At 73.8% G+C, this 24658-nt stretch carries 26 protein-coding genes and 1 pseudogene; 14 read left to right on the forward strand and 13 right to left on the reverse strand.

Features of this window, described 5'->3' with window-relative positions:
- Window positions 1-46: 46 nt before the first annotated feature.
- Window positions 47-373, reverse strand: a complete 327-nt coding sequence (locus OO48_RS11690) for an STAS domain-containing protein (protein WP_033214957.1) — start codon at window positions 371-373, stop codon at window positions 47-49.
- Window positions 373-903, reverse strand: a pseudogene (locus OO48_RS11695) (ATP-binding protein); the annotation flags it as partial. The pseudogene OO48_RS11695 and the gene OO48_RS11690, both read right to left, overlap by 1 nt.
- Between OO48_RS11695 and OO48_RS11700 the strand changes: the two are divergent.
- Together OO48_RS11700 and OO48_RS11705 are read left to right on the forward strand one after the other, a co-directional pair.
- The gene (locus OO48_RS11700; RefSeq protein ID WP_033214960.1) at window positions 887-1147 is read left to right on the forward strand and encodes a PP2C family protein-serine/threonine phosphatase; all 261 of its coding nucleotides are present in this window, start codon (window positions 887-889) and stop codon (window positions 1145-1147) included. The pseudogene OO48_RS11695 and the gene OO48_RS11700 overlap by 17 nt on opposite strands.
- Before the next feature lie 267 nt (window positions 1148-1414).
- Window positions 1415-1777, forward strand: coding sequence for a DoxX family protein (locus tag OO48_RS11705; protein ID WP_033214962.1), 363 nt, complete (start codon window positions 1415-1417; stop codon window positions 1775-1777).
- Window positions 1778-2048: 271 nt separating this feature from the next.
- Here the strand turns inward: OO48_RS11705 and OO48_RS38205 are convergent, their stop codons facing one another.
- Window positions 2049-2219: a hypothetical protein gene (locus tag OO48_RS38205; protein ID WP_157845431.1), complete on the reverse strand. Its 171-nt coding sequence runs from the start codon at window positions 2217-2219 to the stop codon at window positions 2049-2051.
- 283 nt (window positions 2220-2502) lie between these two features.
- Here OO48_RS38205 and OO48_RS11710 point away from each other — a divergent pair, with 283 nt between their 5' ends.
- Together OO48_RS11710 and OO48_RS11715 are read left to right on the forward strand one after the other, a co-directional pair.
- Complete coding sequence (locus tag OO48_RS11710; protein WP_051732025.1) at window positions 2503-3756, forward strand: class I SAM-dependent methyltransferase; 1254 nt, start codon at window positions 2503-2505, stop codon at window positions 3754-3756.
- A gap of 90 nt (window positions 3757-3846) precedes the next feature.
- The gene (locus OO48_RS11715; protein ID WP_033214964.1) at window positions 3847-4491 is read left to right on the forward strand and encodes an alpha/beta fold hydrolase; all 645 of its coding nucleotides are present in this window, start codon (window positions 3847-3849) and stop codon (window positions 4489-4491) included.
- A 26-nt stretch (window positions 4492-4517) separates the two neighbouring features.
- Here OO48_RS11715 and OO48_RS11720 read toward each other — a convergent pair whose 3' ends face one another.
- Both OO48_RS11720 and OO48_RS11725 read right to left on the reverse strand, forming a co-directional pair.
- Window positions 4518-5159, reverse strand: a complete 642-nt coding sequence (locus tag OO48_RS11720) for an NADPH-dependent F420 reductase (RefSeq protein WP_033214966.1) — start codon at window positions 5157-5159, stop codon at window positions 4518-4520.
- Between the two features lie 49 nt (window positions 5160-5208).
- Window positions 5209-6018, reverse strand: coding sequence for an inositol monophosphatase family protein (locus tag OO48_RS11725; RefSeq protein WP_033214968.1), 810 nt, complete (start codon window positions 6016-6018; stop codon window positions 5209-5211).
- A 114-nt stretch (window positions 6019-6132) separates the two neighbouring features.
- On the opposite strand from OO48_RS11725, the gene OO48_RS11730 reads away from it, so the two are divergent.
- Window positions 6133-7074: a LysR family transcriptional regulator gene (locus OO48_RS11730; RefSeq protein ID WP_033214970.1), complete on the forward strand. Its 942-nt coding sequence runs from the start codon at window positions 6133-6135 to the stop codon at window positions 7072-7074.
- Between the two features lie 163 nt (window positions 7075-7237).
- The gene (locus OO48_RS11735; RefSeq protein WP_051732026.1) at window positions 7238-8482 is read left to right on the forward strand and encodes an MFS transporter; all 1245 of its coding nucleotides are present in this window, start codon (window positions 7238-7240) and stop codon (window positions 8480-8482) included.
- Window positions 8483-8564: 82 nt separating this feature from the next.
- Here the strand turns inward: OO48_RS11735 and OO48_RS11740 are convergent, their stop codons facing one another.
- The 4 genes from OO48_RS11740 to OO48_RS11755 all read right to left on the reverse strand — a co-directional run bounded on the left by OO48_RS11740 (window position 8565) and on the right by OO48_RS11755 (window position 11811).
- Window positions 8565-9530: a sensor histidine kinase gene (locus OO48_RS11740; protein WP_033214971.1), complete on the reverse strand. Its 966-nt coding sequence runs from the start codon at window positions 9528-9530 to the stop codon at window positions 8565-8567.
- Window positions 9527-10345, reverse strand: coding sequence for an MEDS domain-containing protein (locus tag OO48_RS11745; RefSeq protein ID WP_033214972.1), 819 nt, complete (start codon window positions 10343-10345; stop codon window positions 9527-9529). Before OO48_RS11745 ends, OO48_RS11740 begins: the two co-directional genes overlap by 4 nt.
- Window positions 10346-10765: 420 nt before the next feature.
- Window positions 10766-11161, reverse strand: coding sequence for an STAS domain-containing protein (locus OO48_RS35070; protein WP_051732028.1), 396 nt, complete (start codon window positions 11159-11161; stop codon window positions 10766-10768).
- 158 nt (window positions 11162-11319) lie between these two features.
- Window positions 11320-11811, reverse strand: a complete 492-nt coding sequence (locus OO48_RS11755; RefSeq protein ID WP_033214973.1) for a MarR family transcriptional regulator — start codon at window positions 11809-11811, stop codon at window positions 11320-11322.
- An 85-nt stretch (window positions 11812-11896) separates the two neighbouring features.
- On the opposite strand from OO48_RS11755, the gene OO48_RS11760 reads away from it, so the two are divergent.
- Window positions 11897-13096: a PP2C family protein-serine/threonine phosphatase gene (locus tag OO48_RS11760; RefSeq protein WP_033214975.1), complete on the forward strand. Its 1200-nt coding sequence runs from the start codon at window positions 11897-11899 to the stop codon at window positions 13094-13096.
- A 28-nt stretch (window positions 13097-13124) separates the two neighbouring features.
- Here OO48_RS11760 and OO48_RS11765 read toward each other — a convergent pair whose 3' ends face one another.
- A complete protein-coding gene (locus OO48_RS11765; RefSeq protein ID WP_033214976.1) occupies window positions 13125-13661 on the reverse strand; it encodes a hypothetical protein in 537 nt (178 codons plus the stop codon).
- 416 nt (window positions 13662-14077) lie between these two features.
- On the opposite strand from OO48_RS11765, the gene OO48_RS11770 reads away from it, so the two are divergent.
- The 4 genes from OO48_RS11770 (at window position 14078) to OO48_RS11785 (ending at window position 17029) form a co-directional block, all read left to right on the forward strand.
- Window positions 14078-14659, forward strand: a complete 582-nt coding sequence (locus OO48_RS11770) for a phosphatase PAP2 family protein (protein ID WP_245194601.1) — start codon at window positions 14078-14080, stop codon at window positions 14657-14659.
- Between the two features lie 318 nt (window positions 14660-14977).
- Complete coding sequence (locus OO48_RS11775; RefSeq protein ID WP_245194602.1) at window positions 14978-15457, forward strand: hypothetical protein; 480 nt, start codon at window positions 14978-14980, stop codon at window positions 15455-15457.
- Window positions 15458-16103: 646 nt separating this feature from the next.
- Entirely contained in the window at window positions 16104-16325 is a 222-nt protein-coding gene (locus tag OO48_RS11780) for a hypothetical protein (protein ID WP_033214978.1), read from the forward strand.
- 191 nt (window positions 16326-16516) lie between these two features.
- The gene (locus OO48_RS11785; RefSeq protein ID WP_051732029.1) at window positions 16517-17029 is read left to right on the forward strand and encodes a MarR family winged helix-turn-helix transcriptional regulator; all 513 of its coding nucleotides are present in this window, start codon (window positions 16517-16519) and stop codon (window positions 17027-17029) included.
- A gap of 156 nt (window positions 17030-17185) precedes the next feature.
- Here OO48_RS11785 and OO48_RS11790 read toward each other — a convergent pair whose 3' ends face one another.
- Genes OO48_RS11790 through OO48_RS11800 form a run of 3 tightly spaced genes read right to left on the reverse strand, consistent with a single transcriptional unit; the run spans window position 17186 to window position 20182 of the window.
- Window positions 17186-18484 (reverse strand): ArsB/NhaD family transporter, encoded by a 1299-nt coding sequence (locus OO48_RS11790; protein ID WP_033214982.1) that lies wholly within the window; start codon window positions 18482-18484, stop codon window positions 17186-17188.
- Window positions 18481-18954 (reverse strand): CBS domain-containing protein, encoded by a 474-nt coding sequence (locus OO48_RS11795; protein ID WP_033214984.1) that lies wholly within the window; start codon window positions 18952-18954, stop codon window positions 18481-18483. The genes OO48_RS11790 and OO48_RS11795 overlap by 4 nt, the downstream gene beginning before the upstream one ends.
- Window positions 18941-20182 (reverse strand): cation:proton antiporter, encoded by a 1242-nt coding sequence (locus OO48_RS11800; RefSeq protein ID WP_033214985.1) that lies wholly within the window; start codon window positions 20180-20182, stop codon window positions 18941-18943. The genes OO48_RS11795 and OO48_RS11800 overlap by 14 nt, the downstream gene beginning before the upstream one ends.
- A gap of 618 nt (window positions 20183-20800) precedes the next feature.
- Here OO48_RS11800 and kdpF point away from each other — a divergent pair.
- The 3 genes from kdpF to kdpB are packed head-to-tail and all read left to right on the forward strand — an operon-like array spanning window position 20801 to window position 24646.
- The gene (kdpF, locus tag OO48_RS35715; protein ID WP_033214986.1) at window positions 20801-20890 is read left to right on the forward strand and encodes a K(+)-transporting ATPase subunit F; all 90 of its coding nucleotides are present in this window, start codon (window positions 20801-20803) and stop codon (window positions 20888-20890) included.
- Between the two features lies 1 nt (window position 20891).
- Window positions 20892-22553, forward strand: a complete 1662-nt coding sequence (gene kdpA / locus OO48_RS11810) for a potassium-transporting ATPase subunit KdpA (protein ID WP_033214987.1) — start codon at window positions 20892-20894, stop codon at window positions 22551-22553.
- A complete protein-coding gene (gene kdpB, locus OO48_RS11815) occupies window positions 22553-24646 on the forward strand; it encodes a potassium-transporting ATPase subunit KdpB (protein WP_033214988.1) in 2094 nt (697 codons plus the stop codon). Before kdpA ends, kdpB begins: the two co-directional genes overlap by 1 nt.
- Window positions 24647-24658: the final 12 nt, after the last annotated feature.

The following is a 24658-nucleotide window of genomic DNA, read 5'->3' on the forward strand; positions in this document are numbered from 1 at the left end:
ACCACCCGCCGCTCCTTCTCCACCGCCCGCGCCCGTCGGCGGGGCGTCAACGCCCCGGTCCGGCGGCGTCCCCGCCGGCTCCCCTCCCGGTGGCGGACCTGGCGATGAGGTCGGTGAGGCCGGAGATCGCCAGGACGGGGTCCAGCAGGGGACTGGCGACGAGTTCGATGCGGCCCGCTCGGGAGAAGAGCACGCTCAGGCCCGCGCTGTCGAGGTACTCGTCCCCGGAGAGGTCGAGCACCAGGGGCCCGGTCGTGCTGTCGATGGCCACTGCCAGTTCGTGCGTGTTGCTCATGTCGATCTCGCCGACCGCGGCGAGCACGGCGGTGCCGTCGGACCGTCGGCCGGGCGTGAGGGTCAGGGGCGTGGTCATCAGGCGATCCTCGTGCGCATGTCGACGGTGGTTCCGGTCGGTCCGGGGGTGACGCTGACGTGGTGCATCAGGGCGCGCATCAGGTCCATGCCGCGTCCCCGGCGGGCGTCGCGCTCGGGCCGGGGCGGCTTCCAGCACCCGGTGTCCACGATGGTGAGGCGCAGGTCGTCCACGAGCGCCTCGGCGCGGAAGCAGACGGTGTCCCCGGGGGCGTCGCGGTGGCCGTGCTCGACGGCGTTGGCGCACGCCTCGCCCGCGGCGACGAGGACGTTCTGCACCGTCGCCTGCGGGAGGCCGCACCGGGCGAGCCAGCCCCGCAGGGCCTTGCGGACCGGGGCGAGCTGCGAGGACTCGGCGGGGAAGGACATCTCCAGCGGGGCGGGGTGCCGGTACAGCAGCAGGGCGACGTCGTCGTCGTAGCCGTCGGCGGGCGCCAGGCGGGCCATGACGTCGGTGGCGAGCTCGTCGACGGCCGTGTCGCGTCCCTGCTGGAGCGCCTCGCCGGCCTGGCCGATGCCGACGGTGATCGGGCTCGACCCCGGTCAGAGCCTGGTCCTCTACACCGACGGCATCACCGAAGCCCGCAACAGCGACGGGGAACAGTTCGGCGAGGACCGCCTGCTCCACGCCCTCACCCCGTCCCCGGGAAACGCCCCGACCGCCCTGGAGGCGATCACGAAGGCGGTCCGCGCCTTCACCGGCGACAGCGGCACCGACGACGACCAGGCCGTCCTCGTCCTCACCGCCACCGCGCCCGCCGACGACCGCCGGTGACGTGGCCCGGCCTCGAACGGCCGGGGACGGGACCCGTGGCGCCAGCCGGTGAGTCCCGTCCCCGCTGTGCGCGAGATGGCCGATCCCGGCTCCGCACCGACCTGGTCCAGGCCCTCGCCACCGATCCGCGGTTCGACCCGCTCCAGGCGCCCCCGGCCCGGGAGGCGTTCTGCCGGGGCGCCGGCGGCCCGGTGGTGTTCCGCTCCCGAGCCGCCGAAGCTACTCTTCGGTAGCAAATCCCTCCGCCGACCCGCACCGGGAGCACCGATGGCATCCGACCGTTCCGCCCGCCTACTGGGCGGACTGCTGCTGACCGCCGGGATCGCGCACTTCGCGGCACCGAAGCCCTTCGACGCGATCGTCCCGCGCAGTCTGCCCGGCTCGCCCCGGACCTGGACCCGGGTGAGCGGCGTCGCCGAACTGGCCGTCGGCGCGGCCGTCCTCCACCCGCGCAGCCGGCGCACGGGCGGCCTGGCGGCCGTGGGCCTGTTCGCGGCGGTCTTCCCCGCCAACGTGAAGATGGCCTACGACTGGCGCCACCGCCCGGCTCCGCAGCGCGCGGCCGCCCTGGCCCGGCTGCCGCTCCAGGCGCCGCTGATCGCCTGGGCGGTCCGGGTCGCCCGGAGCTGACCGGACGTCGGGCGCCGGGGGCCGGGGGAGCGGGCCGCACCGGGTTCGGTTCGCTCGGACCCAGGACGGGGGCGAGGAGCCGGAGTTCCGCGGCGGTCGGTCTCCGCGAGGGGTTCCGCGTTCCGGGCCCTGTTCACCCCGTTCGCCCCGTCCGGCCCGTCCGCCCCGTCCGGCCCACCAGGCCGAGCACCTGTCCGGACGCCGCGTCGTACGGCGCGGAGAAGGCGTCCCGGCATCACGTGCTCGGAACGGGGGGTCCGAGCGCGGCGGCCTACTCCGCGGCCCCGGTGCCGGGCCGGGCGTGGCGCGGCGCGCGGGCCCGCTCGCCGCGGAGCGCGGCGGCGCGGGGGCGGCGGTGGCGGTGGGCCAGCGAGGGGGCGGTGACGGTGAGGATCGCCGCGAGAGCGAGGGGAGTCAGCAACAACACCATGGCTGCGGGCACGTGCACCTCCTGGGAACGGGCGGGGACCTGCCCGGGGCGTCTGCCCCGGACCGGTGCGGCCATGTCGGCGGCTGCCGGAAAACCGCTCGCCGCCGGTGGTGCGCCGGTCGTACGCGGGGCCGACCGGGACGACGGCGCGAGGAACGACCGATCCGCGCCGGGCGCCGCTCCGAATGCCGGTAGGCAGACGACCGCGACGGCCGCCCGGCGGCCCCGTCCCACGGAGGGGAACCATGACCGCGAACGCGGGCACGACGACGCCACGACCGCCGGGGGAGCGCGGATGAGCGCGGCAGGGGTGCTCGAACCGGCCCTCGCCGACCTGTTCGGCGGGCCGCCGCCGTTCGCCCTCCGGCTCTGGGACGGCTCGACGACCGGACCGGCGGACGGGCCCCGGGTGGTGGTGCGCCACCGCCGGGCGCTGCGGCGGCTGTTGTGGCAGCCGGGCGAACTCGGACTCGCCGACGCCTGGATCAGCGGCGAGCTCGACGTCGAGGGCGACCTCGCGCAGGCGCTGTCCGCCGTCCGGCAGGGGCTCGCCGGACGGACGGTCGGACGCCCCTCCCCGCGCGGCTGGCCGGCCCTGGCGACCGCCGCCCTGCGGCTCGGCGTCCTCGGCCCGCCGCCACCCGGGCCCGGCGGCCGGGCCCGGGTGCGCGGGGCCCTGCACAGCCGGAGCCGCGACCGGGCGGTGATCAGCCACCACTACGACCTGTCGAACGAGTTCTACGCCCTGCTGCTCGGACCGGCCATGGCCTACTCGTGCGCCTACTACACCTCCGACGGACAGCCCCTGGAGGAGGCCCAGGAAGCCAAGTTCGACCTGATCTGCCGCAAGCTCGACCTGCGCCCCGGCACGCGCCTGCTCGACGTCGGCTGCGGCTGGGGCGCGCTCGCCCGGCACGCCGCCCGCCAGTACGGGGCCCGCGTCACCGCCGTGACCCTCTCCGCCCGCCAGCACGCGCACGCCCGCTCCCTGGTGGCCGGGGCGGGCGTCGCCGACCTGGTCGACGTCCGGTTGTGCGACTACCGGGAGATCGTCCCGGACGCCTACGACGCCGTCAGCTGCGTGGAGATGGGCGAACACGTCGGCAAGGACCAGTACCCCGCCTTCGCCGCCCGCCTGCACGCGCTGCTGCGCCCCGGCGGACGGCTGCTGGTCCAGCAGATGTCCCGCGGGGCCGCCGCGCCCGGCGGCGGCGCGTTCATCGAGGCGTACGTCGCACCCGACATGCACATGCGTCCGCTCGGGCAGACCGTCGACCTGATCGAGGCCGCCGGCCTGGAGGTGTTGCACGCCGAGGCGATGCGCCCGCACTACGCCCGCACCGTCGACGCCTGGCGGGCCACCCTCACGCAGCACCGGGACCGCTTCACCACCCTGGTGGGGCGGCCCGCGGTACGGCTGTGGGACCTCTACCTGGCCGGGAGCTCGCTGGCCTTCTCCGAAGGGCGGATGGGTGTGGACCAGATCCTCGCCCGCCGCCCCGGCGACGCGGACCGAACCGTCAGACCCGCGGAACGGCACGGAAACTGACGACGCGCCACACGTCCTCGACCCCACGTGCCCGGGAACGGGGCGGCGCCCCCGGGAGCCGGTACGCCGACCACCACGACGGAGAGTCCCATGCCCCCACGCACCCGTCACCTCCCCGCCGGCACCCGGTCCGTGCTGCTCGTCCTGCACGGGGGCAGGGCCGAGAGCCTCGCCCGCCAGCCCCGCCTGGGGCTGGCCCGGCTCCGCATGCGGGCCTTCGGCGCGGCGGTCCGGCGCCTGGCCGCCGACCCGTCGCTCGCGGAGATCGAGGTCAACTACCGCTACCGGGGGTGGAACGGCGCGCACGCGCACCCCGCCGCCGACGCGCACCGGACCCTGCGAGAACTCGCGCTCCAGGCACCCGACGCGAAGGTGGTGCTGCTCGGGCACTCCATGGGCGGACGGGCGGCGCTCGCCGTCGCCGGTCACCCGCAGGTCGTCGGCGCCGTCCTGCTGGCGCCGTGGTGCCGACCCGGCGACCCGGTGGAGCACCTGCGCGGCAGGCGCCTCGTGATCCTCCACGACCCGTCCGACCGGGTCACCGGCGCGGAGGGCTCCCGCGCCCTCGCGGCCCGGGCCCGGCGCGCGGGAGCGGACGTGCGGTTCGTCGCGATGCCCCGGGGCGGACACGCCATGATCGCCGGGGCCGGGGCCTGGCAGCGCCTCGCCGCCCGCGCGGTCACGGCGATCCTCGCCGGGGAGCCGCTGCCGGACCTTCCCCCGGGCACGTCGTGACGCCGCGCCGTCCGGGCCCGGCCGGGTCAGCGTGCCAGGGAGACGGCGAAGGGCTCGAAGCCGTGCCGGCGCAGGACGTGGGGGACCACGAGGATCATGGCCTCGGTGGCGCGGGCGGTGGTGACGCCGCCGAGGTCCTCGACCCGTCCGGGCTGCCAGCCGAGGTCGCCGAGGAGGGCGGTGACGGTCTTCTTCGCCCGCTCGTCGTCGCCGGAGAGGTAGGCGGTGGGCGGGGTGGACAGGGAGCCCGGGGAGGTCATGACCATGAACAGCATGGTGTTGAGCGTCTTGACGACGTGGGTGTCGGGGAGGGCGGCCTGGAGCCGCTCGGCGAGGCTGCCGCCGGGGTAGCACAGGTCGCCGGGCAGGCCGTCGGCGTCGTCGCGGGTGGCGTTGGAGACGTCGACGAGGATCTTGCCGGCCAGTTCGGCCTGCAGGGCGGTCAGGCGCTCCAGGGAGGTGTCGCCGGGGGTGGCGTTGATCACGATGTCCGCGGTGCGGGCGGTGGTGCGGTGGTCGGCGTGGTGGATGCCGGCGCCGTGCGCCGGCGGCGCGCCCGGTTCGCCGTCGTCGCGGCGGCCGAGGGTGACGTGGTGTCCGGCGGCGGCGAAGGCGCGGGCGAGGTTGGTGCCGACGCGGCCGGCGCCCAGGATGCCGATGTGTGCCATGGGGCGGTGCTCCTTGCGGGTCTTGGCGGGGCGGGGAGGTCGCGGGCGGTCAGATCGCGGCCAGGACGTCGAGGGCGGCGGTGTGGATGCCGGGGGCGGCGGCCAGGAAGTCGCGGCTGCCGGCGTTCCAGGGCTCGCCCGCCAGGTCGGTGACGGTGCCTCCGGCCTCGGCGACCAGCAGTGCGCCGGCGACCAGGCCGGAGCGGACGTCGGAGAACTGCCAGAAGGCGTCGGTGCGTCCGGCCGCGACGTGGATGAGCTGCATCGTGGCGGGGACCGACACCCGTACGACCAGACCGTTGATCAGCATCGCCGTGACCGAGTCGCCGATCCGCCGGAAGGTGCGCTCGTCCTCGCCGGGCCGGGCCTGGCCGGTGCCGACGAGCGCGGCGCCCAGGTCGGTCTTGGCGGACACCCGCAGGGGCCGGCCGTCGAGGTGGGCGCCGCCGCCGGCGACGGCGGTGTAGGTGTCGCCGGTCAGCGGGAGGTGGACGACGGTGAGCACCGGCAGGTTGTCGCTCACCAGGGTCGCGGTCACGGCCCAGTCGTCCGTGCCGTGGACGTGGTTGATGTTGCCCTCGGCGGGGTCGACGATCCACCACTCGCCGGGCGGGAGCGCCCCGCCGGCCAGCTCGTCCTCGACCCACCGCGATCCCGGACGGGCCCGCAGCAGCGGCTCCTTCAGCACGTCCAGCACCGCGTCGTCGTTGGCGTGGATCTCGGCGACGATCTCGGCCAGGCTCACGCCCCGGGCGTGGGTGGTGTGGCGCTCGCGCAGGGTGCGGCCCGCGGTCCCCACCGCCGCGGTCACCTCGGGCAGGAGGGCGGTACCGGCGGCGAAAGGCGTGGCGGCGTTCATGGGGACTCCCTGGATCCGGTGGGTGCGGGCGGTTCGTTCCCTGCCCGCACTCCGAAGGTAGGCTCCCCCATGGTTAACAACAAGTGCATGCTATTCACTTGTAGAGTTACCGCCATGCAACTGGATCTGAACCTGCTCACCGCCCTGGACGCGCTGCTGGAAGAAGGCAGCGTCACCGGCGCCGCAGCCCGGCTCCACGTCACCGCACCGGCGATGAGCCGCTCCCTGGGCCGCATCCGCAAGGCCACCGGCGACCAGATCCTGGTCCGCACCGGCCGCACCATGGTCCCCACCACCCGCGCCCTGGCCATGCACGCCCAGGTCCACGCCCTCGTCCAGCAGGCCCACCAACTGCTGTCCGCGCGGCAGGAACTCGACCTGACGACCCTGGACCGGGTCTTCACCCTGCGCTGGCACGACGCCCTGACCGCCGCCTGCGGCACCGCCCTGCTCACCGCCGTCCACCGGCAGGCCCCCGGCGTCCGGCTCCGCCTGCCGGCCGAACCCGGCACGGACGACGCCGAACTGCGCCGGGGCGAGGTCGACCTCGAATCCAGCTCCGGCCCCCCGACGCTCCCCGACATCCGCCACCGGCTCCTCGGCACCGACCGGCTCGTCGTCGCCGTCCGGGCAGGCCACCCCCTCGCCGAAGGCCCGCCGAGCGTCGAGCGCTACGCCGCCGCCGACCACCTCACCGTCTCCAGGCGCGGAAGCCTGCGCGACCCGGTCGACGACGCCCTCGCCACCCGCGGCCTGCAACGGCGCGTCGTCGCCGCCGGGCCCACCGCGGCCTTCGCCCTGCAACTCGCCCACGACACCGACCTGGTCGTCACCCTCCCCGACGCGGTCACCCGCACCGCCCGGGAACGGCTCGGCCTCACCACCCTGCCGGTGCCGCTGCCACTGCCCGGGATCCCCCTCCACCTGCTGTGGCACCAGCGCTACGACGAGGACCGCGCCCACGCCTGGCTGCGCGACCTCGCCACCGCGACCGTCCGGGCGCTGTTCGCGCCGGCGGACGCCCCCCGCACCACCGCCGGCCGGACCGGGCGGTGACGGAGGCGCCCGGACGGATCCACGGCGCCGCACCTCGGTGAACAACCGGTGGTTGTGGATTCGTGGCAGGTCGTTTGTTTGACCTGCCGTCACCCCACCCGCTTACCTCTCGTCACACAACGCCGGTCTGTCCGGGTGGAGCTGCGAGGGGAGCGTGCAGGGCATGGTGGCCAGGAGGCGGCTGGGCCGGCGGTTCGGCTGGCTGTGGGCGTCGTACGCGGTGAGCGCGTACGGGTCCGGGCTGGGGTTCGGGGCGCTGCCGCTGATCGCCGTGCTGGTGCTGCACGCCGGGCCCGCCGAGGTGTCCGCGCTGTCCGCGGTCGGCCCCGCGGTGGGCGCGCTGATCGCGCTGCCGCTCGCGCCGTGGGTGGAGTTCCGGCGCAAGCGCCCGGTCATGATCACGATGGACCTGGTCCGGTTCGCCGCCATGGCGACCATCCCCGTCGCCTACGCCTTCGAGCGGCTCGCCCTCGTCCAGCTGTTCGCGGTCTCGGCCGTGGCCTCCGCGGCCAAGATCGCCTTCACCGCGGCCGGTGGCGCCTACCTCAAGGCCCTCGTCCGACCGGACGACCTGCTGGTGGCCAACTCCCGCTTCGAATCCACGAACTGGAGCTCCATCGCGATCGGCCCACCGCTGGGCGGAGCGGCGATCGGCCTGTTCGGACCGGTGGTCACCGTGCTGGCCGACGCGCTCAGCTACCTGCTCTCCGCCCTGGGCATCACCGCGATCCGCGACCGGGAACAAGCACCGCACCCGCCCGACCGCGGCCCCCTCCGGGCGGACGCCCTGCTCGACGGCTGGCGACACCTCCTCGGCCACCCCGGCCTGCGCCGGCTCTACCTCGACCAACTGCTCGTCTCCGGCCTGATCATGGCCACCGAGCCGCTGCTCGCCGTCCTGCTCCTGCGCCAACTCGGCTTCCCGCCCTGGCAGTACGCCCTCGCCTTCGCCGCCCCCTGCCTCGGCGGACTCCTCGGCTCCCGACTGGCCCCCCGGGTCGTGGCCCGCTACGGCCGGCCCCGGGTCATCCGGACCGTCGGCGCCCTGCGCGGCATCTGGCTGATCGGCCTGGCACTCGTCCGCCCCGGCACCCCCGGCCTCGTCACCGTGATGGCCGTCGAACTCGCGATCATCGTCAACATGAGCCTGTACACCCCGGTACTCGCCACCCACCGCCTCGAACACACCCCCCGGCACCTCGTCGCCCGCACCCTGACGGCCTGGTCGATCGGCCAGCAGGCGTCCGTCGCCACCCTCACCGCGCTCGCCGGACTGCTCGCCGACGCCACCGGCCCCCGCACCGCCCTCACCGTCGTAGGACTGCTCGCCCTGACCGCACCCCTCCTGCTCGCCCGGCCGGACCGGACACCGCGGCACGAACCGGAACCGTCCCCCGGCCACTCGTGAGGCGCCGCGACCCACCCGGTGCCGGTGGCCGCTCGCACCCCGAGGAGGCGGGGCGGACACCGGAGGAGGGGGCGGGCCGCGGTCACGGGAACAGCCTGGTGTGCAGCCGGATGGTGGTGCCGGCCTCCGCGGTGGAACGGATCTGGACGAGGTCGCAGAGCTGGTGGACGAGCCAGAGCCCGCGGCCGCCCACTTGGTCGACGGTGGGCCTGAACCGGCCGACCAGCGGGTCCTTGAGGTGGCCGGAGTCGTGGAACTCGCAGATCAGGTCCTCGCCCTCCACCCACGTCCGCAGGACGCCCCGGCCGCCGCCGTGCTTGATGCTGTTGCCGGCGATCTCGCAGGCGGCGATCAGCAGTTCGCGAAGGCGCGCGCCGTCCAGGCCGTGCCGGGTCGCGCAGGCGGCGATGTGGGCGCGCACCGCCGAGAGCAGCCCCCGCTGGTAGGGGAGTTCCTGGGGGTGGTCGGCGGCGGGGGCGAACTCGGGGAAGGCGTAGGGCTCCTGGACGTAGGAGCCGTTGGGGCCGTGGGTGCCGTCGCTGAGGAGCAAGGGGTGGCAGCGGCGGGCCGCTTCCAGCGTGGCGGGTTCCAGTGCGGCGGTGTCGTAGGGGCACATCAGCCACCAGGTGGGGGACTCGGCGAACGCGAGGTTCAGCAGCCACTCGTGGTAGCCGAACTCGGTGCTCTCCGCCGGGGAACGGCCGTTCCATGCGGATTCGCTGATGCCGCGGACCGGGTGGCCCTCCGCGGCCTTGGACACCCAGTCCCGCCACGCGGGGATCAGCCGACCGGGGTTGCGCCCGAGGGCGGCGGTGTCGAGGAACGTGACGCCCCCGGCGGCGTCCGTCCCCTCCAGCTCGGTGCGCAGCATGCGCTCCTTCGGCTCCGCGACCGCGACCAGGACCAACTCGCTCCCGGCGCGGGCGTCGCGGATGAAGGACATGACGCCGTCGAGGAACTGCGCGTCCCCCTCGTAGGGGTACAGCTCGTGCCGGAACGGGGAGTCCTGGTGGGAGGCTTCCGGGGACGTCGTGCTGTTCTCGCTCACGGCGCCAGCTCCACGGGGATCTGCGGGACGTCGTAGCCGAGCAGCGACCAGCAGCGCCGGAACGTCTCGTCCGCGTTCTCGATCACGATCCGGCGGCCGGGGCTCTCCCGGGCCGCGTCGACCAGGGCGCGCATGCCCGCGGCGTCCATCAGCTCGAGGTCCTCGCAGCGCAGTCGCACGGTCGCGCAGCGCGCGACCAGCTCGTCGAGGGCCGTGCGGAACGCCCCGGCGCCCTCGAAGTCCACCACGCCGCTCACGCTCCAGCTGTCCGTTCCTGCGCTGTACATCCGAAAATCCGGCATCTCCGCGTGTGTGCCCAGTTGGTGCGGATGTACTCCGACCGCCTGCTCCAGGGCGGTGGGGTGGAAGCCGACGTGGTGGTACGCGCAGACGACGACGGCCGACCCGGCGAGGAGCAGACCGTCCAGTCCCAGTTCGTGCTGGGCGATCTCCCGCGGGCTCGCCCCGCCGGGCCACACGCGGTCCATCCGGGCCAGTACCCGCAGCGCGCGGAACCCCTGGCGGGACGCGGCGTCCGCCTCGCGGCGCACCGTCTCCAGCATCGCCGCCGGGTCCCAGGCCGCCCCGCCCACCCGCTCGGCGACGGGGTCGAGGACCAGCCCCTGGGGCGCGCCGCCCAGCGACCAGCGGGTGTCGGGCGCGCCGATGAGCAACACCTTGTCACCGAAGAGGGCGCCGTCCGCGGCGAAGGCCCGGGCCGTCGTGGTGAAGTCGTCGTCGGGACCGACCAGCCAGCAGACGTGGTCGCCCACTTCGACGGGGTCCAGGGTCGGCACAGCGCGCGAGTTCCTCATGTGCCTCTCTTTCCACCCCGGCCCGCTCGGGATCATCTTACCGGCCACGGTCACGGCCTCCGGAGGAAGAAGGCGCAGCGGGAGCGCCGACGGCGAGGGGCCCGTACGGGCCCGGGGCGGGCCGGCGCGGCGGGGGAGTCCCTGCGGCCCGTGGTGCCCGCACCGCGGCGGTGTCCGGGTTCGGCACGGAGACCGCCTCCCGCGTTCCGGGGGCCGTGGGGCGGAGGCGCGCCCGGAGCGCCGGGCCCGACCGCGCGATCCGGACGATCGGGGAGCGGTTCCCGCCGGTCAGTGGTCTGCCGCGGCGCAGGCGGGGTAGGCGGGGCACCGGATGCCGGAACAGCGGGAGAGGAGCGGATCGATGGGGACGGACGCGGTTGCGCCGCCCCGCCCGGTGCGGCGGGGCGGGATGGCGGGAGTTCAGCGCCCCGCGCCGATCGAGGGCGCGTCGATCCGCGGTTCCGGGCGGGGCGGGGCGATCGGAGCCGCCAGGCCCAGGGTGGCGCTGGTGCCGGTGAGGGCCGCCAGGCGGACGAGTCGGGGGGAGGGGTTCTCCAGGTGGAAGACGCCGCCGGTGTCGATGACGCGCCGACGGGCGCGCAGGAGCGCGCTGAGGCCGGCGCAGTCGCAGAAGGACAGGTCGGAGGCCTCGATGATCACGATCCGGGGGTGGCCCAGGAAGGCCGTTCGGACAGCGGTTTCGAGCTCGGGGACGGTGTCCACGTCCAGCTCGCCGGACAGGCGCAGGTGAGCGACGGCCGCATGGACGGTGACCGCTGCGGTCAGTTGCTCCGGTGGTGCCGGTTGTTCGGCCATACAGGCCTCCCTTCACCGGGCGCCACGCAGAGTGATGCCCGGGACCGCGCGTTGCGGTCCCTCCACCCTAGAGGGAACATTTGCACTTCGACAACATTCCACGTCCGGCAACGATTTTCGGGTCGTCGCACGGAGCCGGTGCGGCCGGGCCCGACGGCTCAGGCCGTCCGCGCGACCGGCACGACGTCGGCGCCTGCCTCGGCACGGCGGGCCGCGGCGGTCCGGAAGGCGTTCAACCCCGTCAGCAGCGCACCGCGCTCGGCCGGGGACATGTCGTCGAGCACTTCCGCGAGCGCCCGCTCCCGAGCGCTGCGCAGATCGGCCAGGAAGGCCAGCCCGGTCGGCGTCAGGTGGAGCTCCAGCTCCCGGCGGCTGGTCGTGCTGGCCGTGCGCTGCACCAGCCCGGCCGCCTCCAGGCGGTCGCACAGCCGACTGACCGACGAGGGACTCGAGTCCAGGGCCCCGGTGAGCGTGCGGAGGTTGATGCCGCCACTCTCCGCCAGCACGTAGAGGACGCGCAGCTGGGACACGGACACGGGCCTGGCGTCCATCTCGCGCCCGCCGCCCCAGAGCACTTCCAGTAGTTCCACCACCGACGACACGGTCGCCGTGTCGTCGGCGCGGTCCGGGAACGGGGGGACGAGGGCCATGGGTCCATCCTGACATCCCCCTCCCGGCACACGACAACCCGTCGGCACGATCCGGTCGACGCCGCAGAGGAGAAGGAGCACACAGATGACCGCGAACCTGTCCGCGGTGGAGCGCGCACTGCGCACCGCCGCCCCGTACGCACTGCTGGACGCGGTGCGGGAGGTCCTCATCCGGCTGTACGGCGTACCAAGGGTCGAACTGCAGCTCGCCGACTACAGCCTGACCGTGCTCCAGCGGGTCACCGACCTGCCGCACACCGCCCGGCCGATCCCGGTGCACACCAGCGCTCCCGGACGGGCCTTCGGCTCCCAGCAGCCCTTCGCCGAAACCGGGCCGGACGGCGGCCCGGCCGTGCTGCATCTGCCGGTGACCGTGCGCGGCGACCGCCTCGGCGTCCTGAGCCTCGACGTGGACGGCGTCCACCTCACGCCGCAGCGGCAGGAGGAGTTCCGCGAGATCGCCGAGATGCTCGGCCACCACATCGTGGTGGCCGAGCGGGACACCGACCTCTACCTCCAGGCCCGCCGCAAGAACCGCCTCACCCTCGCCGCCGAGATGCAGTGGCAACTGCTGCCCGCCCGTGCCTGCGCCCGGGAGGAGTACGCCATCGGCGCCCAGCTGGAACCGGCCTACGCCATCCGCGGCGACAACTTCGACTGGTCCGCCACCGAGGACCGGCTCACCCTGACCATCACCAACGGCATGGGGGAGGGCATCGACGCCTCGCTGCTCACCAACCTCGCCGTCAACGCGCTGCGCAACGCACGCCGCGCCGGCGTCGACATCGCCGACCAGGCGGCGCTGGCCGACCAGGCCGTGTACGGGCAGTACCGGGGCGAGGCGTACGTCTCCGTGCTGCTGCTGGAGTTCCACCTGGACACCGGCCTGGTCGAGATCGTCGACGCGGGCTCCCCGCAGCTGCTCCTCCTACGGGACGGCGCCGTCCGGCACGTGCCCTTCGAGGCGCAGCTGCCGCTCGGCCTGGCCGACGGCACCCCGTACCGGGCGCAGCGCATCCGGGTGGAGCGCGGCGACCGGCTGATCTTCGTCAGCGACGGCGTGCACGCCGTCGCCTCGGCCTCCGGTGAGGCGTACGGCGCGGCGAGGCTGCCCCGTGCCATCCAGGAGACCCGGCTGCTGCCGGCGGCCGAGGTGCCCCGGGCGATCCTGACCGCCCTCGCCGCCCACCGCGACGACGACGACCGGGACGACGCCCTCGTCGTCTGCCTCGACTGGAACGGCCGCCACCCCGCACCGGCCGACCTGGGGATCGAGAGCTCGTAGGCCGGCACCCCCTCCCGCCACGGGTGCGTCAGGTGAGGGTGAGGGTCAGCAGGCCCGACTGCTGGGTGACGGTGGAGCCGAGGCAGCTCAGGAGGTCGAGGCTGGGGTAGGCGGCGACGCGGGTGGAGGCCGAACCCAGGCCGTAGCCGGCGGTGACGGTGCCGAGGGAGGTGACGACCTCCTGGCCGGCGGCGTGTTCGACGAGGGTCACCGGGTAGGTGATGGTGCTGCTCTGCCCGTTCTGCCAGTGGTAGGTCACCACGTTCTGCACCAGGGTGTCGCCGAGCCCCTGGACCAGGCAGCTGACCTGCTGGTCGAAGACGGTCCGGGCGGTGCCGGAGGTGAAGGGCCCGGTGCAGGTGCCGCCACCGGAGGTGCCGAGGCTCTCGGTGACGCTCTGCGAGGTCTGCCGGGGGACGGCGCCCAGGGGCGGGTCGTAGTGGACGGTGACCGACCCCGTGCACAGCAGGAGGTCGCCGTCGGCCCGGGCGGGTGCGGCGGTGGCGAGGGCGGCTGCGAGCAGCGTCAGGACGCTCGCGGCGGCGGCGAGGGCGTGGGCGCGCATGGCGGGGTCTCCTTACGGCGGGGATCGGCCGGGCCGCCCCGGGTGGAGCGGCGGGCTCGACGGCTGGAACAGCGGGTGCCCGGCCTCCGGCGGCAGGGCCGCAGGAGCCGGCCCCTGGAAGGATCCCCATCGTGTGCGCGTCCCGGTCGCGCGTCCAAGGGGAGCCGGGACGCGAGTGCACTGCGCGGGCCCGCTGTGGCTGCTGAGGTGGCGCACACGCGTCCGAGCGGCGCTCGGCCGCGGTCACGCGCCCCCTGATGCGCCTACCGGTGGCGGGCTCCGCACCGGGTCGCGGCCCGACGGGACGGTCCTCGTGTGTCAGGCGCGATGCCGGGCCGACAGCACGACCCCGCCGGAGCCACCGGCAGGCCCGACCACCGGCAGACCCGGCGCCCCGCAGCCCCACCCGGCCTCGCATGAAGCGCGGCGACCTGGGCACGCGTCCCCGGGTGAACACGATGGAGAAGATCGACTCGGCGGGCCTGCGCGAAGCCGTCTCCTGGCAGGACCACTCGCTGCGCCGCGTCCTGGTCGGGGCCCAGGAGGCCGCCGAACACGGCACGCTGTGGTGGGCGACGGCCGCGCTGGCCGCCGCCACCGGCCGGGCCCACTCACGGCGCTGGGCCGCGCAGGCGCTCGCCGCGATGCTCACCGCCCAACTGCTGGCCAACGGCGTCGCCAAGCAACTCGTCCGGCGCCGCCGCCCGCCCGCCCACCTGCTGCGCCGCGAGGACCTGGAGGAACGGCCCGGCAGTTCCTCCTTCCCCTCCGGGCACACCGCGGCGGCCGTCGCGTTCTCGGCCACCACCGTCGGCCACTCGCTCCCCTGGGGAACGGCCGCCGGGGCGGCCACCGCGGCCGTCGCCGTCGCCCGCGTCCACACCGGCGCGCACTACCCCAGCGACGTCGCCGCCGGCACCGCCCTCGGCCTGGCCGCCGCCGGCCTCGTCCACTGGGCGAGCCGCCCCGTGTCCTGGCCCGGGTGCTGCGCCGAGTGACCTGACCGGCCACCGAGCCGGCGGTCGGCCGGGTGCCCGCCCGATCGAACCGCGCACCCGGGCCGGACCGCGCGATCCCGTCGTCCACCGCACGCTCCCGCACCCGGGCCCAACCGCCGCCCTGCTCCGGCCAGTCCGGGCCCGCCCGTGCACCGACCGGGCCCGCCCGTGCACCGACCGAGCCCGTCCGTGACCGCAGACGGCGACCCCATCGGGACGGGGCGATGCGACGGAGGCCGGGAACGGCCGCGCCGTACAATCCGCGGAGGGTGAAGCGCCAGGCCGGGATCCCGGCACCGGCGTGAGGGAGGGGGCGGGATGTTCGGCAGGGTGTTCAGCGGAGTGTTCGGCAGGATGTTCGGTTCGAGTGAGAAGCTCAACGATCTGGTGGCACAGCTCAGACCCGACCTGAGCCGGGAATCGCTCGGCGTCGGGCCCGCCTTCCCGGGCGTCGTCCCGAACCCGCTCCTGAGCAGTGACGCGCGGAAGCGCAATGCGGAACTGCGCACGGGGACGCTCGCGCTCGGCGTTCTCGTCGGCTGGCGGGAGGTCGGCGGCGACGGCAGCCCGCGCGTGGTCCTGATGTTCGACGTGGAGACCGCCGACGGCGTCTCGTTCCGAGGTGTCGCGGACGAAGACCTCACGATCACCGAACTCACCCGACTCGCCCCGGGGCGGACGTTGCCCGTGCGCTACCGGCCGGCCGTCATGGACCACTACGTCGCCCTTGCCCGGGACGCGGACCCCGCCCACGTGCAGCGGCTCTCCGACGAGATCGCGAGCCGCAAGCGGACCTGACCCGGAGCCTCCGGCCGGATCCCTGACCGATCGTTTCCCAGCGAATTCGGTTCGAGGGCTCGGCGGTCGAGGCGCCGGGGCGGCAGAGCCCTGCCCGTGCCCGATGATCCTGCGCCGGACGACCCGGGGGAGCGGTTGGCCCGCCGAGGCGTCATCGCCGTCCCGGGAGGCTGCCCGCGGACGACCGGGCCGCACCGCGCGGCATCGTGTACGTGCGGTGCAAGGGCGTGGGCCGATGGGACGTACCTGCGGAACGGACCAGGTGCAGCGGGATCGCGGCCTGGTGGTGACTGCTGCCGCGGCTGGACGCGATCCCGCTCGTCCGGAGCTTGCGCGGACGGCCAGTTGACCCCGTGTCGGTCAGGTGCCGTCTTTGCCCTGTGCAAGGACCGGAGGGCCCTCGGGTGCTCTTGAGTCCGGCGTCGCGGATCCGCCCCGCCGGGCGACGGGCCGATGTGCTCCGGGAGCCGCGTCCGGTCGGTGCGGGCTTGTCCATTCTTTGCACTGTGCAATAAAGTCGGCTGCGGGCGGTCGTTCGTGCCTCCCCGAGGCCGTACTCGACCACCTTGGAAACCGAAGGTCCCGCGCCGCGTGGCCCGACGACGGGGAGCCGTCCGGAGAAGCCGAAACTGCAAGGAGCGGTGGCGTGGAACGCATCCCCACGGGCCCTGGGGAGCCGGGTGAGCACGAGGACGCCGACAAGGTCGCCGCCCGTCTCCTCGCGGAGGTCGCCGCCGCCAAGGCCCGTCTGGCCGAAGCGGCCAAGGCCATCAACGAGATCGACCGCTCCCTGGCCGCCGGACCCCAGCGGCCCGCGTCCGGACGTCCGAGGGATTCGGACCCGGCCCCAGGCGCGGGATCCGGATAGAACCGGCAGGCGAGGCGGCGGCCGGTGGAGCACCCGTGCGAGGCGGACGACCTCGTCGCCGGGGAGACCTCTGCGCCGTGCGAAGGAAATACCGCGTGCGCCAGGCCCGATACGCGAAAAGGCGGCTCGCGAGCGGACTCCGAGCGCACTCCGCGCTCCGCGTGCCGGGGCGCAAGATGTAGAAAGGACCCATGCCGGACGATCACTCGCCATCACAACCCGACGTCCCGAACCAGGGGGGAGCCGAGGAGGACCTGGTCACCGCGGTCCTGACCGCCTCCCGCGTCCTGGTCGCCATCTCGGCGCGCTCGCTCGGCGAGGTGGCCGAATCGCTGACGCTCCCCCAGTTCCGCATGCTCGTGCTGCTGCACTCCAGAGGCGCGATGAGTCTCTCGCGGCTGGCCGAGCACCTCGCCGTCAACCCGTCCACCGCGATGCGCATGCTGGAGCGGCTCACCGCCGCCGGCATGGTGGTGCGCGACACCCGCCCCGAGGACCGGCGCGAGGTGCGCGCCGCCCTCACCGAACAGGGCGCCCGCACCGTCGTCGGGGCCACGGAGCGCCGCCGCGAGGAGATCCGCCGCATCGTTCAGGCCATGCCGGCCCGTCAGCGCACCGGCCTCGTCCAGGCCCTGCGGGCCTTCGCCGACGCCGGAGCCGAACCCGCGGCCCCCCACCGGCAGCCCGAACCGCTCGGCTGGTAGCCGCGCTGGTCCTCGGGACGCCGGATCCCGACGCGGCCGCCGCCCCGGGTGGCGCCGAGGAATCCGGGGGGCAGGGTCCAGGCGGCGGCGAGGGCGGCGACTCGGCGGAGGCGGCACAGAGCGTCCTGTTCGGCGGGGTGCGGGGCGGGGTCTTGGTCAGGCGAGGGCGAAGTAGCGCAGCCACAGGTAGATAGCCGAGACGGCGACGGTGACAGCGGTGACGGGGATGCCGTAGCGGGTGAAGGTCCAGAAGCTGATGGGCTGTCGGTTGCGTTCGGCGATGCCGAGGACGACGACGTTGGCGGAGGCGCCGATGGCGGTGGCGTTGCCGCCGAGGTCGGCGCCCAGGGCCAGCGCCCACCAGAGCACCGCGCCGTAGGGCTGGCCGACGGTGTGGGCGAGGTCGGCGGTGATGGGGGCCATGGTGGCGACGTAGGGGATGTTGTCGACGACGCCGGACAGGACGGCGGAGGCGGCCAGCAGGAGCATGACGGCGCCGAGCGGGCTGCCGCCGGTGGCGTCGGCGAGGGCCTTGGAGACGGTTTCGATGACGCCGGTCTCGATGAGGGCGCCGACCATGACGAACAGGCCGGCGAAGAAGGCGAGGGTGGGCCACTCGACCTCGGCGAGGACGTCCTTGACCTCGGCCTTGGAGACCGCGACCAGGACCCCGGCGCCGAGCAGGGCGACCACGGACGGGGCGTAGTGGACGACGGGGTGCAGGACGAAGCCGGTGATCACCAGGGCCAGGACGGCGAGCCCCTGGGCGAGCAGGCGGCGGTCGTGGATCGCCTCGCGCTCGTTCAGCGCCATCACCTCGGCGGCGCGCTGCTCGTCGTAGGTGAAGTGTTCCCGGAACAGGAAGCGGCACATCGCCAGCAGGACGGCGGTCAGGACGATGGCGAGCGGGGCGAGGTGGACGAGGAAGTCGTTGAAGGTCAGGCCGCCGCGGCTGGCGATGATGATGTTCGGCGGGTCGCCGACCAGGGTGGCGGTGCCGCCGATGTTGGAGGCGAAGACCTCGGCGATCAGGAACGGTGCGGCCTTCAGGCCCAGGCGTTTGCAGACCAGCAGGGTGACGGGGGCGACGAGGAGCACGGTGGTGACGTTGTCGAGCAGCGCGGACGCGGCGGCGGTGATGACCACCAGCATGGCCATGACGCGGAAGGGCTTGGCGCGGGCGCGTTTGACGGACCAGATGGCCAGGTACTCGAACAGGCCGGTGCGCTTGAGCACGCCGACGATCATCATCATGCCCGCGAGGAGGAAGATGACGTTCCAGTCGATGCCGGAGTCGGTGGAGAAGAACGCGGCCTCGTCGTCGGTGGCGCCGAGGGCGAGCATCGCGGCGGCGCCGCCGAGGGCGGCGGCGACGCGGTGGACCCACTCGGTGATGATCAGGACGTAGGCGGCGGCGAAGACCGCCAGGGCCGCCCAGGCGTGCCAGTCGTTCACGCGTCCCCCAGGAGTCGGTGCAGCAGGTTCGAGGCGGTGATCACGCCGAGCAGCCGCCCCCCGGCGGCTGCTCGGCTGCCGGGGGGCCGCTCCACGACGGCGACCAGCGGGCTGCGGGCGCGGGCCATCAGCGCGGCGACCTCCACCGCGGTGTCCTCGGCGTCGGCGACCGGCGGCGGGGGCGCGTCCTTGGGCAGGCACTCGCGCACCCGCACGCCGATCAGCTCCTCGCAGAGCCGGTCGGCGTGCGCCTCGTCGATCACCGCGGCGAGCGAGGGGTCCTCGATGACGTAGCCGGGCACCAGCAGGCGAACCAGCTGGGAGGCGGGCAGCACGGCCCGGGGCGTGGCGGGGCCGTCGACGACCAGCACGCCGGGCAGGCGGTGCTCGGCGAGCAGCCGGGCGGCGTCCAGGGCCTGGTCGTCGAGGCCGACGGTGGGGAAGGGTTCGGCGAGGTCACGCGCGCGCATCGGGCGCCTCCGGGGTGAGGGTGCGGGGCTGGGCCGGGAGCGGGACCGCTCCCGGCCCGGGTTCGTCGAGGTGGAAGAGTCGGGCGACGGGGACGTCGGTGCTGGAGTGCACGACGATCGAGGCGGCGATGCACACCGCGATGAGGGTGTAGGCCCGCTCGCCCTGCGGGATGCCGGCTTGCAGCACGAGCAGCCCGTAGACCACGGAGGCGAAGCCCTTCGGCCCGAACCAGGCCGCCACCAGCTGCTCGCGCCGGTCGATGCGGGAGCGCACCAGCGAGAGCAGCAGCGAGGCGGGGCGGATCAGCACGATCGCCAGCACCACCGCCGCGTACCCGCCCAGCGACAGGCCGCCGAACAGGGCGGGGGTGAGCAGGGCGCCGAAGACCAGCAGCGCGGCGAACTTCGACAGCTCCGCGAGCGCCTCGCCGAGCGGCTCGAACGCGGCCTTCGAGTCGGGTGCGACGGAGGCGAGGACGGCCCCGGCGGAGAACGCGGCGAGGTAGGGGTTGGCGTGGGTGAGGTGGCAGGCCGCGTACAGGATCACCCCGGTGGCCAGCGGCAGCAGCGGCTGCAGTCTCGCCTCCGCGCCCAGACCCGGTACCCGCACCAGCGCGTTGACGGCCAGCGGCAGCACCACGCCCAGGGCCAGGCCCCCGACGAGTTCCAGGCCGATGGTGGGCAGCGACGCCTCGAAGTCCGGGGAGGTGGGGCCGGCCGCGGCGATCAGCACCAGCACCACCGGCAGCGCCAGTCCGTCGTTCAGCCCGGACTCGACGTTCAGCAACTGCCGCAGCCGCGCCGGGACTTCCTTGCGTCCCACGATCGCGGAGGCGAACACCGGGTCGGTGGGGGCGAGGACCGCGCCGACCAGCAGCGAGGTCGTCCAGTCCAGACCGACCAGCACGTGCGCCACGAGCGCCATGCCGGCGAACGCCAGCGGCATGCCCAGGCCCAGCGCGCGGGCGGGGTGGCGCCAGGCGGCGCGCAGGGCGGGGAAGGCGACGTGCATGCCGTCGGTGAACAGCACCGTGAACAGCGCCAGGTCCGCGGTCACGGCGACGATCGGGCTGGCGGGCGTGGTGTGGATCAGGCCCAGGAACCCGTCGCTGACCAGGGCACCCGCAGCCAGGAACAGCAGCGAGGTGGACAGGACGGTGCGGGCGGCCAGGCCCGACAGCAGGACCGCGACGAGCAGCGCGGCCCCGAACACGGCGACGAGCACCACGAAGGGAACCCCCGGATCGGCTGAGGAGCAAGAGGGCTGTCCCCTTGCTCGCCGACCAGGCTTCCCGGCACACCGAGAGCGACTTTATACGACTCTTACGGCTCCTTGACAGACCCTTTGCGGCCGACACGGCCGGCCGGCCGCCCGCACGGCCTTCCGCCCCGGCCCCGCCCGACAGGGGGGAACGGGGTGGCCAGCGGCCGCAGGACGGTGCGTGGTGAGGCCGTGGCCGGCGGGACACCACCCGTTCGGGATCCATGTCCTCCTCCTCTCGGACGGGCCGGGAAACGGCGGAGCGCCGGGACCCGCGGCACCGGCGAACCGGCCCCGGCCCGCTGCGGTGGGATCGGCCCAACGGCGCGGGCGTCAAGGCGGCGTCAATGCCGGCGGTCCATCCGTATGGAGGGCGTCAGGAAACCGGGAACAGCGCTGACCTGCTGGTTCGCTGCTCTCGCCGGTACTTCACCGGCCCCGCCCGGAGACTCCCCGGATCTCCGGCGGTGACAGCCCCCTTCGACCAGTTGGTGGAGCGATAGCCATGCTCGATCTCGTCTTCGTCGGTGTCACGGTCGCCGTGTTCGCCGTCATAGCCCTCATCGCGAAGGGGGTCGAGAAGCTGTGAGCGCCGAGCACGTCGCAGGTCTCATCGTCGCCGTCGCACTCGTCGGCTACCTCGTCGTCGCGCTGATCTACCCGGAGAAGTTCTGACATGAGCTCCACTCTCGCCGGGTGGCTGCAGGCGCTCGCGCTGGTCGGCGCGCTGGCCCTCTGCTACCGCCCTCTGGGCGACTACATCGCCCACCTGCTCACCTCCGCGAAGCACCTCGGAGCCGAGCGCGGTCTCTACAAGGTGGTCGGCGTCGACGGCGACGCCGACCAGCGCTGGCCGGTCTACCTGCGCTCGGTGCTGGCCTTCTCCGCCCTGTCGATCCTCTTCCTGTACGGGCTGATCCGGCTGCAGACCCACCTGCTGCTCAGCCTGGGCGTGCCGGAGACGGAGGCGCACCAGGCTTGGAACACCGCGGTCTCGTTCACCACGAACACCAACTGGCAGTCGTACAGCGGCGAAGCCGCGATGGGCCACCTGGTGCAGATGGCCGGGCTGGCGGTGCAGAACTTCGTCTCGGCGGCGGTCGGCATCGCGGTGGTCGCGGCGCTGATCCGCGGCTTCGCCCGCAACCGCACCGACCGGGTCGGCAACTTCTGGGTCGACCTCACCCGCATCGTCCTGCGACTGCTGCTGCCGATCTCGGTCGTCTTCGCGCTCGTGCTGGTCGCCAACGGCGTGGTCCAGAACTTCCACGGCTTCCACGACCTCGCCACCCTCGGCGGCGACACCCAGTCGATCCCGGGCGGGCCGGTGGCCTCGCAGGAGGTCATCAAGGAGCTCGGCACCAACGGCGGCGGCTTCTTCAACGCCAACTCCGCCCACCCGTTCGAGAACCCGAACGGCTTCACCAACTGGCTGGAGGTCTTCCTGCTGCTGGTGATCTCCTTCTCGCTGCCGCGCACCTTCGGCAAGATGGTCGGCGACCACCGCCAGGGCTACGCGATCGTCGCCGTGATGGGCCTGTTCTGGGTCGCCTCCGCGGCGCTGATCACCTTCTCCGAGGCGCACCACTCGGGCACCGCGCTGAACGCGGCCGGCGGGGCGATGGAGGGCAAGGAGCAGCGCTTCGGCGTGGCAGCTTCGAGCCTGTTCGCGGCCTCCACGACGTTGACCTCGACCGGCGCGGTGGACTCCTTCCACGACTCGTTCACGCCGTTCGGCGGCGGCCTCACGATGTTCGACATGATGCTCGGTGAGATCGCGCCCGGCGGCACCGGCTCGGGCCTGTACGGCATGCTGGTCCTGGCGATCGTCGCCGTCTTCGTGGCGGGCCTGATGGTCGGCCGCACCCCCGAGTACCTGGGCAAGAAGCTCGGCGGCCGGGAGATGAAGTTCGCCTCCCTCTACATCCTCACCACCCCCGCCCTGGTACTCATCGGCACGGGTGTCGCGATGGCCCTGCCGGGCGAGCGCGCCGGGATGCTCAACTCCGGCGCGCACGGCTTCTCCGAGGTGCTGTACGCCTTCACCTCCGCGAGCAACAACAACGGATCGGCGTTCGCCGGCATCACCGTGAACACGCCGTGGTACGACACCGCGCTCGGCCTGTGCATGGCCTTCGGCCGGTTCCTGCCGATGGTGTTCGTGCTGGCACTGGCGGGTTCGCTCGCCCGGCAGCAGCCGGTCCCCGCGAGCGCGGGCACCCTGCCCACCCACAAGCCCCTGTTCGTCGGCCTGTTGTCGAGCGTCGTCCTGATCGTCGTCGGCCTCACCTACTTCCCGGCCCTCGCTCTCGGGCCGATCGCGGAAGGTCTCCACTGATGTCCAGCACCCTCACCCCCGCACCGGCCGAGCAGGGCAACAAGCCGCACAGAGTCCGGTCCGGGCTGCTCGACCCGAAGCTGATCGCCAAGTCCCTGCCCGACGCGGTGCGCAAGCTCGACCCCCGCGCCATGGTCAAGAACCCGGTCATGTTCGTGGTCGAGGTCGGCTCGGTCGTCACCACGATCTCGGCCATCGCTTCGCCTTCGGTGTTCGCCTGGTCGATCACCGTGTGGCTGTGGCTCACCACGGTCTTCGCCAACCTGGCCGAGGCCGTCGCCGAGGGCCGGGGCAAGGCCCAGGCCGACACCCTGCGCAAGACCAAGACCGAGGCCGTCGCCCGACGCCTCGTCAACTGGCCCGTCAGCGAGGCCGAGGAGGAAGTGCCCGGTACCGCGCTGCGCCTGGGCGACCACGTCGTCGTGGAGGCCGGGCAGACCATCCCCGGTGACGGCGACGTCGTCGAGGGCGTGGCCAGCGTCGACGAGTCGGCGATCACAGGCGAGTCCGCGCCGGTCATCCGCGAGTCCGGCGGCGACCGCTCCGCGGTGACCGGCGGCACCAAGGTGCTCTCCGACCGGATCGTGGTGAAGATCGCCTCCGAGCCGGGCAAGTCGTTCATCGACCGGATGATCGCGCTGGTGGAGGGCGCGGCCCGGCAGAAGACGCCCAACGAGATCGCGCTGAACATCCTGCTGGCCTCGCTCACGATCGTGTTCCTGGTCGCGGTGGTCACCCTGCAGCCGATGGCGACCTACGCGGGCGCCCCGCAGTCGATGATCGTGCTGGTGGCGCTGATCGTGGCGCTGATCCCGACCACCATCGGCGCGCTGCTCTCGGCGATCGGCATCGCCGGCATGGACCGGCTGGTGCAGCGCAACGTGCTCGCCATGTCCGGCCGGGCCGTCGAGGCCGCCGGCGACGTCAACACCCTGCTGCTCGACAAGACCGGCACCATCACCCTCGGCAACCGGCAGGCCGCCGAGTTCCAGCCCGCCACCGGTGTGGAGATCGGCGAGCTCGCGGACGCCGCGCAGCTGTCCTCGCTCGCGGACGAGACCCCCGAGGGGCGTTCGATCGTCGTCCTCGCCAAGACCGAGTACGGCCTGCGGGCCCGCGCCCAGGGCGAGTTGGCGCACGCCACCTGGGTGCCGTTCGCCGCCCAGACCCGCATGTCGGGTGTCGACGTGGACGGCCGCCAGGTCCGCAAGGGCGCGGCCGGCTCCGTCGCCAACTGGGTCACCGGCAACGGCGGCACTGTCGGCTCGGACGTCGTGGCGCTGGTCGACGGCATCTCCGCTGCGGGCGGCACGCCGCTGGTCGTCGCGGAGAAGGACGGTGCCAAGGCTCCCCGCGTCCTGGGTGTGATCCACCTGAAGGACGTGGTCAAGGAGGGCATGCGCGAACGCTTCGAGGAGCTGCGGCGGATGGGCATCAGGACCGTGATGATCACGGGCGACAACCCGCTGACCGCCCGGGCGATCGCGGAGGAGGCGGGCGTCGACGACTTCCTCGCCGAGGCCACCCCCGAGGACAAGATGGCGCTGATCAAGAAGGAGCAGGCCGGCGGCAAGCTGGTCGCGATGACCGGCGACGGCACCAACGACGCCCCCGCGCTCGCCCAGGCCGACGTCGGCGTCGCGATGAACACCGGCACCATGGCGGCCAAGGAGGCCGGCAACATGGTCGACCTCGACTCCGACCCCACCAAGCTGATCGAGATCGTCGAGATCGGCAAGCAACTCCTGATCACCCGGGGCGCGTTGACGACCTTCTCGATCGCCAACGACGTCGCCAAGTACTTCGCGATCATCCCGGCGATGTTCGCCGGTGTCTATCCGGGCCTGCGGCACCTGAACGTCATGGGCCTGCACAGCCCGACCTCCGCGATCACCTCGGCGATCGTCTTCAACGCCCTGGTCATCGTCGGCCTGATCCCGCTCGCCCTGCGCGGCGTCAAGTACCGCCCCACCGACGCCAGTTCCCTACTCGCCCGGAACATCGGCGTCTACGGGATCGGCGGCCTGATCGTCCCGTTCGTCGGCATCAAGGCGATCGACCTGATCGTCCGGTTCATCCCCGGCCTGAGCTGAGAGAGGCCAGCC

Origin of the sequence: Kitasatospora phosalacinea, from assembly GCF_000716545.1 — a bacterium.
GTDB lineage: Bacteria > Actinomycetota > Actinomycetes > Streptomycetales > Streptomycetaceae > Kitasatospora > Kitasatospora phosalacinea.

What these genes read in the sequence shown, in the direction of transcription:
- OO48_RS11690 (WP_033214957.1), bottom strand. Translation starts at nt 373, where the DNA reads ATGACCACGCCCCTGACCCTCACGCCCGGCCGACGGTCCGACGGCACC.
- OO48_RS11700 (WP_033214960.1), top strand. Translation starts at nt 887, where the DNA reads ATGCCGACGGTGATCGGGCTCGACCCCGGTCAGAGCCTGGTCCTCTAC.
- OO48_RS11705 (WP_033214962.1), top strand. Translation starts at nt 1,415, where the DNA reads ATGGCATCCGACCGTTCCGCCCGCCTACTGGGCGGACTGCTGCTGACC.
- OO48_RS11710 (WP_051732025.1), top strand. Translation starts at nt 2,503, where the DNA reads ATGAGCGCGGCAGGGGTGCTCGAACCGGCCCTCGCCGACCTGTTCGGC.
- OO48_RS11715 (WP_033214964.1), top strand. Translation starts at nt 3,847, where the DNA reads ATGCCCCCACGCACCCGTCACCTCCCCGCCGGCACCCGGTCCGTGCTG.
- OO48_RS11720 (WP_033214966.1), bottom strand. Translation starts at nt 5,159, where the DNA reads ATGGCACACATCGGCATCCTGGGCGCCGGCCGCGTCGGCACCAACCTC.
- OO48_RS11725 (WP_033214968.1), bottom strand. Translation starts at nt 6,018, where the DNA reads ATGAACGCCGCCACGCCTTTCGCCGCCGGTACCGCCCTCCTGCCCGAG.
- OO48_RS11730 (WP_033214970.1), top strand. Translation starts at nt 6,133, where the DNA reads ATGCAACTGGATCTGAACCTGCTCACCGCCCTGGACGCGCTGCTGGAA.
- OO48_RS11735 (WP_051732026.1), top strand. Translation starts at nt 7,238, where the DNA reads ATGGTGGCCAGGAGGCGGCTGGGCCGGCGGTTCGGCTGGCTGTGGGCG.
- OO48_RS11745 (WP_033214972.1), bottom strand. Translation starts at nt 10,345, where the DNA reads ATGAGGAACTCGCGCGCTGTGCCGACCCTGGACCCCGTCGAAGTGGGC.
- OO48_RS35070 (WP_051732028.1), bottom strand. Translation starts at nt 11,161, where the DNA reads ATGGCCGAACAACCGGCACCACCGGAGCAACTGACCGCAGCGGTCACC.
- OO48_RS11755 (WP_033214973.1), bottom strand. Translation starts at nt 11,811, where the DNA reads ATGGCCCTCGTCCCCCCGTTCCCGGACCGCGCCGACGACACGGCGACC.
- OO48_RS11760 (WP_033214975.1), top strand. Translation starts at nt 11,897, where the DNA reads ATGACCGCGAACCTGTCCGCGGTGGAGCGCGCACTGCGCACCGCCGCC.
- OO48_RS11765 (WP_033214976.1), bottom strand. Translation starts at nt 13,661, where the DNA reads ATGCGCGCCCACGCCCTCGCCGCCGCCGCGAGCGTCCTGACGCTGCTC.
- OO48_RS11770 (WP_245194601.1), top strand. Translation starts at nt 14,078, where the DNA reads ATGAAGCGCGGCGACCTGGGCACGCGTCCCCGGGTGAACACGATGGAG.
- OO48_RS11775 (WP_245194602.1), top strand. Translation starts at nt 14,978, where the DNA reads ATGTTCGGCAGGGTGTTCAGCGGAGTGTTCGGCAGGATGTTCGGTTCG.
- OO48_RS11785 (WP_051732029.1), top strand. Translation starts at nt 16,517, where the DNA reads ATGCCGGACGATCACTCGCCATCACAACCCGACGTCCCGAACCAGGGG.
- OO48_RS11795 (WP_033214984.1), bottom strand. Translation starts at nt 18,954, where the DNA reads ATGCGCGCGCGTGACCTCGCCGAACCCTTCCCCACCGTCGGCCTCGAC.
- kdpA (WP_033214987.1), top strand. Translation starts at nt 20,892, where the DNA reads ATGAGCTCCACTCTCGCCGGGTGGCTGCAGGCGCTCGCGCTGGTCGGC.
- kdpB (WP_033214988.1), top strand. Translation starts at nt 22,553, where the DNA reads ATGTCCAGCACCCTCACCCCCGCACCGGCCGAGCAGGGCAACAAGCCG.